Genomic DNA, 13920 nt, shown 5'->3' on the forward strand with positions numbered 1-13920 from the left:
CCAAAACCTCTGGGGATTCCAGAGGTTTTTTCTTTAAACTAGACATCTGGTGAAATTAAATATGCGTTATCCAGAACCCTTGTAGAGATGTAGCAGTGCTACGTCTCTACATTTATTATCGGAGATGTCTACTGTAGTGATGTCGTAGCAAAATTAGTAAATAATGTAATACGTGCCTATATCAAAAGCCACTAATGCCGCAAAATAACCAAACTGCTGTTGAATTCCGCAATGTCACCTTTAGCCGCAATCATCGCCCCTTGGTGTCAAATCTCAATTTCACCATCCGCCAGGGAGAAGCACTGGTATTACTTGGACGCAGTGGTAGCGGCAAAACCACAACAATGAAGTTAATTAATCGCCTATTCATACCGACACAAGGCGAAGTTTTATTTGATAGCATTCCCACAACTGAATGGGATGAAATTAAACTGCGGCGAAAAATTGGTTACGTCATTCAAGAAATTGGTTTATTTCCTCATTTTACAGTTGAACGTAATGTGGGTTTAGTCCCCTCTTTGGAAGGTTGGCAACCAAAACAAATTAAAACGCGCGTCTATGAATTGTTGCAATTAATTGGTTTAGAACCAGCACAATTTGCAGGGCGTTACCCGCACGAACTTTCGGGGGGACAAAGGCAAAGAGTCGGTGTAGCTAGGGCTTTAGCAGCAGATCCGCCAGTGTTGTTGATGGATGAACCCTTTGGCGCACTCGATCCGATTACGCGTCTAGAACTGCAACAAGAGTTTCGGCGTTTGCAGCAAGAATTAGGCAAAACAGTTGTGTTTGTCACCCACGATATTCAAGAAGCTTTGGTTTTGGCATCAAGAATTGGTTTAATGTATGGCGGAGAATTGGTAGTATTAGGGACAACAGATGAATTTATGCGATCGCAACACCCAGAAAGTCTAGCCTTTCTTAAATGTCTGCGTTCCTTCCCAGAAAATTTATGAAAAATTTCTTCCTCGTTAAGTATGCCCCAGAAATTCTTCAGCATACTCTCGAACACTTATTTTTGGTCGGTATCGCTATTGGAATTGCTATACTTGTAGGCATTCCTTTAGGCATTTTGATTACACGCAAAACTTATCTCCGCCAACCAATTCTCGTCATAGCAAATATTTTTCAAACTATTCCTAGTTTGGCGCTATTTGGTTTACTCATTCCGATTGCCGGAATTGGTGCAGTACCTGCAATTATTGCCCTCACTGTATATTCTTTACTGCCGATAATTCGTAACACTTACACAGGTATTGCTGGTGTAGATCCAGCGATTCGAGAAGCTGGGAGAGGCATGGGAATGACAGATAGACAATTGTTATTACAAGTTGAGATTCCCTTGGCGATGGGAGTAATTCTGGCAGGGGTACGAGTAGCAACGGTAATTGGCATTGGTATTGCAACTATTGCAGCCGCAATTGGTGCTGGTGGTTTGGGAGTTTTTATTTTTCGCGGCATATCAGTAGTGAACAATCAGCTAATTTTAGCTGGTGCAGTACCGGCAGCAGTAATTGCATTACTGGCTGACTTTGCAATTGGCTGGTTGGAGAATAAATTAAAGATTAAAAGTTAATGAAAAGATTTTTAGCATTGTGCTTTTTAGCTTGTGCTTTGTTATTAGCAATTACTAGCTGCACACCACATATAAATAGTAGTAGTGATGGCAATATTATTGTTGCTTCCAAAGATTTTACTGAACAAGATATTTTAGGTGAACTTTTAGCACAACAAATTGAGGCAACAACTAATTTAAAAGTATCTCGCCGCCCTCGTTTAGGTGGTTCTTTTGTTTGTCATAGTGCAATTACTGCTGGCAAAATTGATGCTTATATTGAATATACGGGGACAGCTTTTACTGCAATTTTAAAGCAAAAGACAGTTAACGATCCTAAAGAAGTTTATAAAATATTAAAACAAGCATACTCCCAGCAATTCAATTTAGAAGTGATGCCAAGCTTAGGTTTTGAAAACACTTTTGCGATGATTATCCGGGGTGATGATGCTAAACGCTACAACATTCAAACTCTCTCTGAGGCTACTCAATATACACCGCGGTGGCGCGGCGGTTTTGGCTACGAGTTTTTAGAACGAGAAGATGGTTTTGCTGGATTAGCTAAGACTTACAATCTACGTTTTGTGAAATCACCCCAAATCATGGACTTGGGCTTAATATATCGTGCTTTAATTCAAAAACAGGTAGATATGGTGGCGGGAAATTCTACCGATGGGCAGATTTCTCGGTTGGGTTTATTTGTTTTAAAAGATGATAAACATTATTTTCCACCTTACGAAACTGTGCCAATTGTTCGACAAGAAATATTAAAAAAATATCCTCAGTTAAGAACTGCGATCGCTTCCCTCGCTGGAAAGATTTCGGCAGATGAAATGCGGCAGTTAAACTATTTAGTTGAGGGAGAATTACGTGATGTTAAAGATGTTGTCCAGGAGTTTCGCAAATCGAAAGGATTAAAATAATTCGTAATTAAGGGTTAGCGTCACGCACCAAAACCTGAAATGGTGCGTTACGGAAGCTGTAACACACCCTACTGTTGTCCACGCAAAAAGTTCTTTAACCACCTTATGACTTCACTTGTTGTTTGCTCATTGGCCATTTGAAAACACTGCTGCACAATTTCTCTGACGTTAGGAAAGTAGATGCTTTCTGTAAGTACATAACTTTCTAGGAGTAATCTATAAATTAATAACCGATTCTTTTTTAATATCCAGACTTCTGGCACTCGATAAGGTAAGTAATCATTAATGTCGGTGTAGCTTGTCACATCTATTTCAATTGCTAAATCTGGTGGTGGATCTGATTCCCAATCAATTCTTTTTTTACCTACTACTGCTCTGCAATTTTCAATGTAAAAAGAATAGTCTGGTTCAATACCACTAATTTCTGGCAAGCTCATGGTGATGGGCGTAAATGATTCGTAGCTTTGCTCTAAATGATCTAGCAGAACTTTAGCAATATCTGCCAATAAGCTTGCATCTCTTCCATGTTCTGGTAATGGTGCCATTAGCAAAATTTCTCCTCTGCGATATTTAATCCGAGGCGAGGAACGATCGGCTAATTGCTGACTCAATACGTGATAATCTTGCCAGTTTCCCAACAGTTTCAACACTGCGCCAGGTGGTAACTCTATTCTTTGTGGTGTAATGACGGTATCCATATTAGTTCACATTTTAGATGTTGCGATCGCACTATTTAGATTGAGGATAAACGATTACAGGATTCATGGGCTTTTGCTTACAAATACAAAGCCACGGCTCTTATTTGATGAAGAATCAGTTGTAAGCATTGCTTTCCATAAATCTGCTGTTTTTACCCAAACTGGTGGATACTTATAACGAGAAACATCAAGAATTAAAAATCTATCTGTTTGTTCGTTATATGCTGCTATAGGGGAAATATGCCCACCTTTTTCTTGACCGATTGCTTTGCGTAAATAGTTTACTAAAACAAAATTTTGCGGCTGTTTTAAATTTTCTGCTGCTTGTTTGCGGAACTGTTCTAAGTTAGTGTCGCTAGCGTGGTAAACATTAACTTTAACACCATAGCTAGCTAAAAATTCTCCTAATTGGTCTAGAGTCATGCCTTGGTGGGAAACAACTTCAGGACTTAGCACTTTTTTTGTATTATCATTGCTAAAAAAGTTTTCTTGAGTAAATACTCGATATGGCTTGTATTGGGGTGCTTCTGGTGCTGGAATTTGTAGACCATTCAAGACCATAACCATACTAGCAATACCACAATATGCCTGATTGTTTTGAGTGATGAATTGCATACTCAGTGGGAAAAAATCTTCTTTTGATTTACTCTCAACTAATAATTTTTCGCCTTCAGGGGTATTAAAACCTACTAAGTTAGGGGAAAGTGGTAATGTTTGAGGAAGAACACTTCCACTAGAGATGCACAATCCAATAGTTAAAGCTTGGAAAAATGTTTTACTGACTTTTAGTAACATAGCATTTACAAGTATTGTAAAATCTTCAAATCAGATCGTATTTAGGACTTACGCAAACAATATCTAAAACCCTAATTCTATGGTAGGGGCAATTCATGAATTGCCCTTACAGCGTGTCCTTTTACGTAAGTCCTAATATTAATAATCTCACACCAAGATGCTGAACAAGTCTAATACTTTAGGAAAAATGACATGAAAATGCTTACTGTTGTCAAACCTAAGCAAATTGCGATGCCTGGGTTGAGGGTAGCGATCGCAGTCTCTTCTTTTACCCTCTTTATTTATAGCCAAGTTGCATCAGCTACCTTAACTTTACCCCTACGCAGCAAAAAGGGAATGGTGGTTTCAGCCCATCCTTTAGCGAGTGAAGCAGGAGTTACAATGTTACGCAAAGGTGGTAATGCTGTTGATGCCGCTGTCGCTACAACTTTTGCACTCTCTGTAGTTGAGCCTTTTTCAGCAGGAATCGGTGGCGGCGGATTTTTGCTGCTGCACTCTGAAAAAACTGGTGAGATGAAAGCTTTAGATTTTCGGGAACGCGCACCCCTGAAAGCTACAAGAAATATGTATTTAGATGCACAAGGAAAGCTGCGTCCCAATGCAAGTATTAATGGTTATTTAGCAGTAGGGACACCAGGAACGGTGGCGGGACTTTATGAAGTGCATCATCGCTATGGTAAACTTCCTTGGCAAGAGGTAATTAAACCTGCGATCGCACTTGCTAAAGATGGCTTTATAGTTAGCAATGCAGCAACCTGGCGTTCTCTGCAAGCAAACGATACCCGCAAACAAGTAATTCTCAACAATCCAGCAGCGCGGGAAATTTTCACTCACAATGGTGAATTTTATCAACCAGGGGAGAGGCTAGTGCAGCGTGATTTGGCAAGTACTTTAGCCGCAATTGCCCAAAACCCCCAAAGTTTTTACACCGGAAGTATTGCGCGGGCGATCGCTGCTGATATGGTAAAAAATGGTGGTTTAATTACTCTAGAAGACCTGAAAGCCTACAAACCAATCTGGCGGACTCCCATTTGTGGGAATTTTCGGAAAGCGAAAATTTGCTCAATGCCACCACCTTCATCGGGAGGTGTTCATCTATTGCAGATTTTAAATATTATCGGTGATACTGATTTAAAATCTTTGGGCTGGCATCATCCCGACGCTATCCACTTAATGGTAGAAGCAATGAAGATTGCTTACGCCGATCGCTCACAATATTTAGGCGATCCTGATTTTGTGAAAGTTCCTGTACAAGAATTACTCAGTCCCGGTTACGCCAAAAAACGCCGTCAAGAAATTAATATGCAAGTGGCTAGACCCTCGACCGAGGTCAAGCCAGTAGATCAAAAGACGCTACAACGTTTTAGCCAAACTAATAATCAGAGTTTAGGAAAAAATATTATCCCCTTATCCCATCAATCTCTGAAACTACACGCGACGCGCCATGAATCTCTTGAAACCACTCATCTTACTGTTGTGGATGAAGAACGTAACGCTGTAAGTCTGACTTTCACAGTTAACCTAATTTTTGGTGCTGGCGTAGTAACACCGGGGACTGGAATTGTTCTTAATAACGAGATGGATGATTTTGCCTCTGCGCCAGGAGTACCTAATGCCTTTGGTTTAGTTGGTAACGATGCCAACAGCATTGCACCCCGCAAGACTCCCCTATCGAGTATGACTCCCACAATTGTTACAGAAAATGGTCATTTTCGCATGGCAGCAGGTGCGCCCGGTGGCAGCACTATTATCACCCAGGTTTTACAAATAATCCTGAATGTGCTGGAATACAACATGGATGTTGGCGCAGCTATTTCTGTTCCACGCATACATCATCAATGGCTTCCCGATGAGTTGCGTGTAGAATCCTGGGGTTTAGATGCTCTGACTATGGAAGACTTACGCCATCGGGGGCATAAAATTAAGGAAACTACACCTTGGGGTAATGGTAATGCGATCGCACTCACATCTGATGGAACTCTAGAAGGTGCGGCAGATCCTCGCGGTGAAGGTTCCCCCAGAGGTTTTTAACAAAGAGTAGGGAGTAGGGAGTGATGAGAAAATAACCAATGCCCTTATTGATTTTGGGTTGTTGACTCTGCGTAGCTGCTGCTGCCAAACTCATTTGCCCGTGCGCTAGGTACTAGTGTCCAACCTGCTTTGAGAAGTTTTTGATAAGTTGCCCAACCTTTAGAACCACCTGGTATTTGATAATCTGGCACTGCCAAATGTCCAAAAGCTGTGTAGGGCCGCCAAGGCTGATTGGGTTCTGTCTGCAAATACAAAGTTTTCTCTCCGTCACCACCAGACTTAGATAACCAGCACATTTGTCGATGCATTGCAAACTCCTTTTGCTTTTAGCTTACTACTAACGCATAATATCAGACTTTTGTCAAGCCATTTATCACCCTTGTGGCCTATTTTTGGACAGAAAGATAAACAGCTTTGCCTCACCTTGTTTACTAGGGTGAGATTTTTCTCATGTTATCCGCGTTTTTTGCGATCGTGTGTAGCAATAACTACTGTTTTAAGCGTGGGTTTGCAATCTGCTGTATTTTTAACAAACAGAATTAAGGAGCCAAGAGTCAAGTCGCTTCGCTCCAATTAAAAATTAAAAATTATTAATTAAAAATTGCAATCAGTGGGGGCTTGAACCACCACAAGTCGCTTCGCTCCAATTAAAAATTATTAATTAAAAATTGAGGGGATTCTCTGAAATTTTTAATTTTTAATTTTGCATTTTTAATTCCCGAAGGGTGGGGGCTTGTACCCAAAATTAATTAAAAATTATTATTATTCTTAATTTTTAACTTTTAACTTTTAATTTTTAATTAAAAAAAGGTCAGAATTCTAACTCCTAATTCCTGAATTCTGACTTCTAAATTCTGTTTTAAGCAACTGAACTCATACTAATTTTTTGTGAAACTGTCTCATAGGAATGATTTAGATTTTGCTTGGCATAGGCTAGCAATTCTTCCGTCCATTCTGTAAACCAAGCAAACACCAAGTTGACTTTTTCAATAGCTTCAGCAGTTGTTTGCTCGTCCATTTCTATGTTTGCAATTATGGTATGATCGTTTGTCATCGCATGACCAGATTCTTTACTAAAATGGAATTCTCCACAATAGCGTAATTCGATACCCATTTCCTCTTCAATTTCTTCTGCCAGTTTTCTAATTAGTTCAAATAAGACGTTGCCTGTTTCTTCAATGGCTTCAATAATAGCTAAACGCACTATACCAGATGAGCTATAAATCAAATGAGCCAGCTTGTCTGACAACAGGCGATTCACTACGGTGCGATCGCTGTAGAAAAACTGTAAATATTCAGTGGGCGAGATTTTTTTGCGATCAAAGCCTAATTTGATAAAGTCTTCCAAATACCATAGCCAGTGATGATCGTCCTCATAAGAGTGTTCGTTCACCATAACCTGATATGGATCTGAGGTTGGCTCTTGGCGCATGACGTAGCGATTTAGATCGCCAAAGCTCATGATAAAAGGAGACATACAGGGATAAAATTCTAGGCGCTGACGAGATGATAAAGTCTCATCCCGTAAAAAATCAAAAAATGGCAGGTGGCTGTACTCTTTCTTGAGCTTTAAGATATGACGTAACGCAGCCTTCATGTTTTCCTTTCTTGAGACTAACAGTAACTTCAGCTTTATACTTAATAGTATTAATTATTTTTCAAAAAATAATCATAAAGTTTAAGTGTAAATACTTAAAGCAATCATAAATTTAGTTTTTGTGCGATTATGCCTTACCTATTGTAAAGACGGCGATTTATCGCGTCTCTTGCCTTAACTGAACAGTATTGAGAATCATCTTTGGTTTGGAGAAAAACTTAGTGCAACTTAAAAAGGCTTCTTCCCCATTCCCTACCTACACCAATAATTTCATAAATCAAATCGGATTGCTATATCATGTTTGGATAAATACTTGTCATTGCGATCGCTCCGCACCCTTCTTTTTCCCTACGGGACACTGTTCGCGTTTAGATTCTCCAACGGAGTACGCAATGACGTTTTATAAGCGATCGAGCGAACACGATATAATACAACCCAGGTTTAGCCAAAGGTCGAGTTGTAATTGAGGAGATCAATCTTTCTCTCCATTTTATCGCCGACAACGCCGCGAATTGTCTGTACTAATTGGGTGTATGCAAAGTCAGACAAAACTGGTGTTGCTCCTTCCAAGTGAATTGGTTGCTCTAGATCAATCCATGACTTACAACCACCGTACTTAGAATAATAAGGAATTTCTTGCTCTTGGAATAGTTTATACGTCCGTAGGAGGAGAATATAAAGAGGCTGGCGTGGTTTCCACTTGAGGCGATCGCTAATAAAATGCTCGTTCCAAATATGGAAGGGAAGCAAGGTGTTGACAATAAATTCGTCACTAACTGGCAAAATATCTGTAATTTCAGCCCAACTGCTGATGCGAATTGTCTCTGGATGCCAACCTGATGTTACTGGATAGACACCATTAGCATACTCAGCTTTCAGCATGAAAGATTGTTGATGTTCATAAGTAGGGTAAAGCAAAATTTGCTTATGAGCAACTTGGAAATGTCCATTTCGTTCATGTATACCGCCTTTACGGAGCAACATAATTGTTTTGCCACTTTCCAAGGCATTTACGGCGACTGCCCATTCTTTGAGAGCATGAAAAGTTGTAGTCAATTCCATCAGCATCTACATATAACTCTGATTTAATTCAAGCTAAGACCGATAAAGTTTGAAACTATCCAAGGAAATGAATTAGGGCAGTTATGAAAAAGCGATCGCTAGTAACCCACCAGATAACCGTGCTAAAAAACAAACTGTTTCAAGGCTAAAACTTGGAAAATGCTCAACAAGCACTACAAAAATTTCGTTAGCCCTTTTTCTATAATTGTACTCTTGCTCAGTTGGCTTTAGTGTGGTTAATTTCTCAACCTCAAACAGCGATCGCTAGGGCACGTTATCCTAAACAAAGGCTAGACAGTACAATTGGCAGAAATTGATGCGATCGCCAGAATTGTCACCTACTATCTGGATAACAGTCCAATTATGTGGAATTGATGACAATAGAATTTATTTAGCTATGCCGATCTGTCGAATATCTCCTCAACTCTCTTCAAAAGATAGTCAGGGATCAAATCTCTGACCTAGATTGCAGAATCTCACAAAACGTCAACTTTAGTAAACTAAGTATTGCAACTCACAAACTAAGTGATAAGTTGAATAGTAGGACACCCAACCAAGAAAACTAACCTATAAAAGGGTAAATGACTTAGTGTCCCCTGTCATCAACCCAAGCAAATTTCAGCATATCAATATTAGATGAGTGGCAAAAAACCCCATGTCTGAGGTAAAGCCAAATCCTAAAGCGGAAAAACGCAAGAATGCTGAGTTTGTTAGTTATTCAGTCCACCCTAGTTATTAACCTTCAATTACTTAATTAGTTTAACAATTTGAAACCTGTGAACTCGATAAAACCTGGTCAACCTTGACTAGGTTTTTGGTATTTTATTGTGATATAATTTTCCCAGTATTGTAGGGTGTGTTAAAACGAAGTTTGTAACGCACCATGACTTATGCTTAGAGGTTGTTTGAAAAGTTTTTGGCTGTGATTTTAAGCACTCGTTGATCCCCCCTAACCCCCCTTAAAAAGGGGGGAACCGGAATCAAAGTCCCCCTTTTTAAGGGGGATTTAGGGGGATCTCAAACGTTTTGCTACCAACAACAGGACTTTTCAAACATCCTCTTAGGTGCATTACTACAAATATTTAATTTTGTTCACAAATCAAACCGGATTCCTATATACTTTTCTCAGTACAGCATAGTACCGGAATTCACGCTTGAAGATTTAATTGTAAGACTAAAATAACATTAACAAAAACAGTTAATGTCTCTAAAGCAACGTAAACCTTTTTGCTTAGATACTTCACTGATTTTACATATATAAACAAGCTCACATAAGTGGGCTTGTTTTGTAGAATATAAACTCAAATTAAGACTTTAACTAATTTTAAAATAGAGAATAAAATAGGACAGTAATGTATACTCCTAGAGGAATTTGATGAAATATCATAGATTTTTAAATAAAATTACTACAGTTATTATTATAACTATCCTCTCCTTTTCTTGTAAGTCTTCTGTTAGTAAAAAAGCAGAACAGGCACAAGCAACTGATAAATCAAAACCCGAAGCAAATCTTGTCTATGGAGATTTAATCATTAAAGAACAATCAGATTATCTGATGATTCCTGTTGTTGTTCCAGAGCAGAAAGAAGATAAAAAAATTGATTTAAGCTTGTCACGCTCTTATGAAAGAAATAACCAATTATCTAACATCATCTTTTATCGGAAGCAAGATGGTGAAGCTCATATTTTATTAAATAAGAAAGCCATTATCACCTCCTTTGATTTCTTAGAGGTAAAAGCGGCAGAGAAGCCACCTACAAGAGTTTGGTTGTATAAAATCATTGACCAAGACACAAATGTAGATACAAAACTTAACGGCGAAGATGCTACTGTTGGATATCTTTCTGATTTATCAGGTAAGAATCTCCAGCAAATTACCCCAAACAATACTCAAATCATCAATTGGGTTGTGGTTCCAAGTCAAAATACAATTTTTCTAAAAATTATCAAAGACTCAGATAATGATAAAAAATTTACAGGAAAAGATAAAACTAATTTTATTAGGGTTAACCTAGACAAACCTGCTATGAGATCTGAGATTATTAGTAATCAGATCGAGCAAGAAATTAAGTCATCTATTCTTAAGTAATTAGGAATTACGCATTGACAGAAAAAACCAGATCCATCGTAGGAGCAATTCATGAATTGCCCCTACGATGCGGGTCTATTTACCATCAAGGAAAAACCTGAAACATCGTGTTTACGTTAATTCACATCATAAGTTCTTTGTAAAGTGTGTAAGTCCTAAGTAATTAAGTTTATGAGAAAATTGAACTGGGCTAGGCTAGGCTAACACCTCTCTACAAGAGTTCTGGATAACGCATATTTAATTTCTAGAAATGTCTAATTAGGTGGAATTTGTAACAATGTAATTTAGTCATTCAAGCCATGATAAATAAGATTGTGGAAGCTTAGACACGAGTCATGGATGTTAATGGTAATATTACCCTGGTAGCCCAAACTATAGTAAATCCTGTGCGTTCCTGGTTATCAACGATCTCTTGTCATGCTTATGGCTAAAACAACTAGGATTTTTGGCGCGAATTCTGTAAAAGTTAAAAGGCAAAAGCAGCTAGGGCATTGGCATAAAACCACACTGGCTCAATTGTTGCGTTTGCCTTTGTACTTTCTGATAGCTTTGCTATGCATCTTGGGTTCACCCGTACTAGCAAAAGTTCCTGACTCAATTAATTCTTTATCCCACTTACAAATTAACAGTCTCACATCGCTGCCTGTAGTCACTGACCCAAGCTCACTACTACAGCAAGGCAAAATTTTATACAATTCCGGTAACTTTGCCAAGGCGGTAGAAGTATTAGAACAAGCTGTCCAAGCGTATAAGCAGCAAGGAGAAAGCCTCAAAATAGCAGCAACACTGAGTAATCTTTCCCTAGCTTACCAGCAACTTGGTTTATGGAGTCAGGCAGAGCAAGCAATTGCAGAGAGCTTAAATTTGCTCAAAGGACAAGATAAAAACCAAAATCTGCAAATATTGGCCCAATCATTGGATATTCAAGGTCGGCTCCAACTGAAGATGGGACAAGGGGAGGCGGCTTTAGCAACTTGGCAGCAGACAGAAGAAATTTACAGACAAGCTGATAATCAAAGCGGCGTGGTGCGATCGCTAATCAATCAAGCACAGGCGTGGCGAACCCAAGGATTTTACCCTCGCGCGATTAAGACACTCGATCGGGTAAGTCAGACCTTAAAATCTCAACCAGACTCTATAGAAAAGACAGTGAGTTTGCGATCGCTCGGTGATGCCCTTTTGGTAGTGGGCGATTTGGAAAAATCACGTCAAAGGCTAGAAGAAAGTCTGATGATTGCTCAACATCTGCAATCAAATGCCGATATTGGGGCCAGTCTGTTCAGCTTGGGGAATAATGCTCGCCAAAACCAGGACAAAGCAAAGGCGATCGCCTATTATGAACAAACAGTTGCAGCGTCTCCTTCACCTCTGATCAAAATCCAAGCGCAACTCAATCATCTCAGCCTACTCATTGAAGATCAAAGATGGAAAGAGGTTTACACTCTCTTACCGTTGATTGAGTTGGGACTCAATCAACTCCCCCTCAGCCGTGCTAGTATTTACGCTCATGTTAATTATTCACAAAGTCTAGCAAAAGTTAAAACTGGTGTATTGCAAGCATCCAGTCAGCATTACTACTCAGGATTTAGCACAAAAGACTCAGCAGTATTACTTGCCAGTGCCATCCAGCAATCCCGCACTTTAGGAGACAAGCGGGCAGAAGCTTATGCACTGAAGAGTTTAGGCGGCTTGTACGAAGAAACCGGACAGTTGCCAGAGGCGCAAGACCTTACCCGGCAAGGATTAGCCTTAGCACAGAGCAGCAATGCACCAGAAATTACCTATACTTTAGAGTGGCAGTTAGGTAGATTGCTCCGGGCACAAAAAGATATCAATGGTGCGATCGCAGCCTATGATGCTGCTGTAGAAACTATCCAATCTCTCCGCAAAGATTTAGTAGTTAATAAAGATGTAGTCAACCAAGATGTGCAATTTAACTTTCGGGATAGCGTAGAACCCATCTACCGAGAGTCAGTAGAGTTACTGCTAAAATCCCAAGAAGGAAAATCAGATCAAAAAATATTAGAAAAAGCACGTCGGCGCATTGAAGCACTCCAACTAGCAGAATTGGACGACTTCTTCCGGGAAGCTTGCCTACAAGGTAAAAAAGTAGCCCTCGATCAAGTAGTAGACAAAGATAATCCCACAGCTGCCATCCTTTATCCCATTATTCTTAAAAAAGAACTCCAGGTAATTGTCAAAATTCCCAAACAACCCCTGCAAAGCTACACCACTGAGATTTCCGACACAGAAGTAGAAAAACTATTAATAAAACTGCGAAAAAATCTTGTCAATCCCACCGCTATCAAAGCAGTCCAAAACGAGGCGCACCAACTTTACAACTGGCTGCTCCAACCTATTGAGGCAAAATTGCAAAAAAGTGGTGTAGATACCCTAGTGTTCGTCCTAGATGGGCCATTACGCAATTTACCAATGGCAGCTCTTTATGATGGTAAGCAATACCTGGTAGAAAAATATGCAGTTGCTCTGAGCGTAGGTCTGCAACTCCTTGACCCTAAACCACTGGTCAAACAGCATCTAAGAGCGCTAACCGCAGGACTGACACAGCCGCCACCAGGATTTTCCAAATTTGCACCATTACTTGCGATCAAATCTGAATTTAACGGCATTACCAAAGCAGGAATTTCCACAACTAGCCTACTAGATGGAGATTTTAAGAAAAAGAATTTAGAGAGTGAAATTGGTGCTGCTCCATTCAACATAGTGCATTTAGCAACTCACGGTCAGTTTAGTTCCCGTCTTGAAGACACTTTTATTTTGGATTTTGATGGTCAGATCAATGTGAAAGATTTTGATACTCTCTTCCGCAGTCAGGGTAAAACTATAGTCGAGCTATTAGTTTTAAGTGCTTGCGAGACAGCAGCAGGAGACAACCGAGCAGCACTTGGTTTGGCAGGAGCAGCCGTAAGAGCTGGGGCACGCAGTACTATAGCTTCCCTGTGGCAGATTGATGATGAATCGACCGCAATGTTCGTCAGTGCTTTCTATCAAGAACTCAAGAGTGGGAAAATTACCAAAGCCGAAGCAGTCCACCAAGCCCAGCTACGACTGTTCAACCATCCTAACTACAAAGCACCAAGCTTTTGGTCTGCCTATGTGTTGATTGGTAATTGGTTGTAATTTGGAGACTGCAAGTATCTTTTTTCAGACAT

At 39.7% G+C, this 13920-nt stretch carries 11 protein-coding genes; 6 read left to right on the top strand and 5 right to left on the bottom strand.

Annotated elements, in window-relative coordinates; genetic code table 11:
- Positions 1-194: 194 nt before the first annotated feature.
- The 3 genes from GTQ43_RS25020 to GTQ43_RS25030 are packed head-to-tail and all read left to right on the top strand — an operon-like array spanning position 195 to position 2475.
- The gene (locus tag GTQ43_RS25020; protein ID WP_265275408.1) at positions 195-953 is read left to right on the top strand and encodes an ATP-binding cassette domain-containing protein; all 759 of its coding nucleotides are present in this window, start codon (positions 195-197) and stop codon (positions 951-953) included.
- Positions 950-1573: an ABC transporter permease gene (locus GTQ43_RS25025; RefSeq protein WP_265275409.1), complete on the top strand. Its 624-nt coding sequence runs from the start codon at positions 950-952 to the stop codon at positions 1571-1573. Before GTQ43_RS25020 ends, GTQ43_RS25025 begins: the two co-directional genes overlap by 4 nt.
- A complete protein-coding gene (locus tag GTQ43_RS25030; protein WP_265275410.1) occupies positions 1573-2475 on the top strand; it encodes a glycine betaine ABC transporter substrate-binding protein in 903 nt (300 codons plus the stop codon). Before GTQ43_RS25025 ends, GTQ43_RS25030 begins: the two co-directional genes overlap by 1 nt.
- Positions 2476-2543: 68 nt before the next feature.
- Here GTQ43_RS25030 and GTQ43_RS25035 read toward each other — a convergent pair whose 3' ends face one another.
- Positions 2544-3173 carry a Uma2 family endonuclease gene (locus tag GTQ43_RS25035; protein WP_265275412.1) on the bottom strand — a complete coding sequence of 210 codons (630 nt, stop codon included), beginning with the start codon at positions 3171-3173 and terminating at the stop codon, positions 2544-2546.
- Between the two features lie 63 nt (positions 3174-3236).
- Positions 3237-3968 carry a phytochelatin synthase family protein gene (locus GTQ43_RS25040; RefSeq protein ID WP_265275413.1) on the bottom strand — a complete coding sequence of 244 codons (732 nt, stop codon included), beginning with the start codon at positions 3966-3968 and terminating at the stop codon, positions 3237-3239.
- A gap of 231 nt (positions 3969-4199) precedes the next feature.
- Between GTQ43_RS25040 and ggt the strand changes: the two genes are divergently transcribed.
- Positions 4200-5999: a gamma-glutamyltransferase gene (ggt, locus tag GTQ43_RS25045; RefSeq protein ID WP_265276545.1), complete on the top strand. Its 1800-nt coding sequence runs from the start codon at positions 4200-4202 to the stop codon at positions 5997-5999.
- Between the two features lie 44 nt (positions 6000-6043).
- Here ggt and GTQ43_RS25050 read toward each other — a convergent pair whose 3' ends face one another.
- The 3 genes from GTQ43_RS25050 to GTQ43_RS25060 all read right to left on the bottom strand — a co-directional run bounded on the left by GTQ43_RS25050 (position 6044) and on the right by GTQ43_RS25060 (position 8664).
- Positions 6044-6307: a hypothetical protein gene (locus GTQ43_RS25050; RefSeq protein ID WP_265275414.1), complete on the bottom strand. Its 264-nt coding sequence runs from the start codon at positions 6305-6307 to the stop codon at positions 6044-6046.
- Positions 6308-6858: 551 nt separating this feature from the next.
- The gene (locus GTQ43_RS25055; protein ID WP_265275415.1) at positions 6859-7596 is read right to left on the bottom strand and encodes a hypothetical protein; all 738 of its coding nucleotides are present in this window, start codon (positions 7594-7596) and stop codon (positions 6859-6861) included.
- Between the two features lie 441 nt (positions 7597-8037).
- Complete coding sequence (locus GTQ43_RS25060; RefSeq protein WP_265275416.1) at positions 8038-8664, bottom strand: DUF1802 family protein; 627 nt, start codon at positions 8662-8664, stop codon at positions 8038-8040.
- Between the two features lie 1369 nt (positions 8665-10033).
- On the opposite strand from GTQ43_RS25060, the gene GTQ43_RS25070 reads away from it, so the two are divergent.
- Complete coding sequence (locus GTQ43_RS25070; RefSeq protein WP_265275417.1) at positions 10034-10747, top strand: hypothetical protein; 714 nt, start codon at positions 10034-10036, stop codon at positions 10745-10747.
- A gap of 417 nt (positions 10748-11164) precedes the next feature.
- Positions 11165-13888 carry a CHAT domain-containing protein gene (locus GTQ43_RS25075; protein WP_414859136.1) on the top strand — a complete coding sequence of 908 codons (2724 nt, stop codon included), beginning with the start codon at positions 11165-11167 and terminating at the stop codon, positions 13886-13888.
- Positions 13889-13920 lie beyond the last annotated feature (32 nt).

It is taken from the genome of Nostoc sp. KVJ3 (assembly GCF_026127265.1).
In the GTDB taxonomy this organism is placed as follows: domain Bacteria; phylum Cyanobacteriota; class Cyanobacteriia; order Cyanobacteriales; family Nostocaceae; genus Nostoc.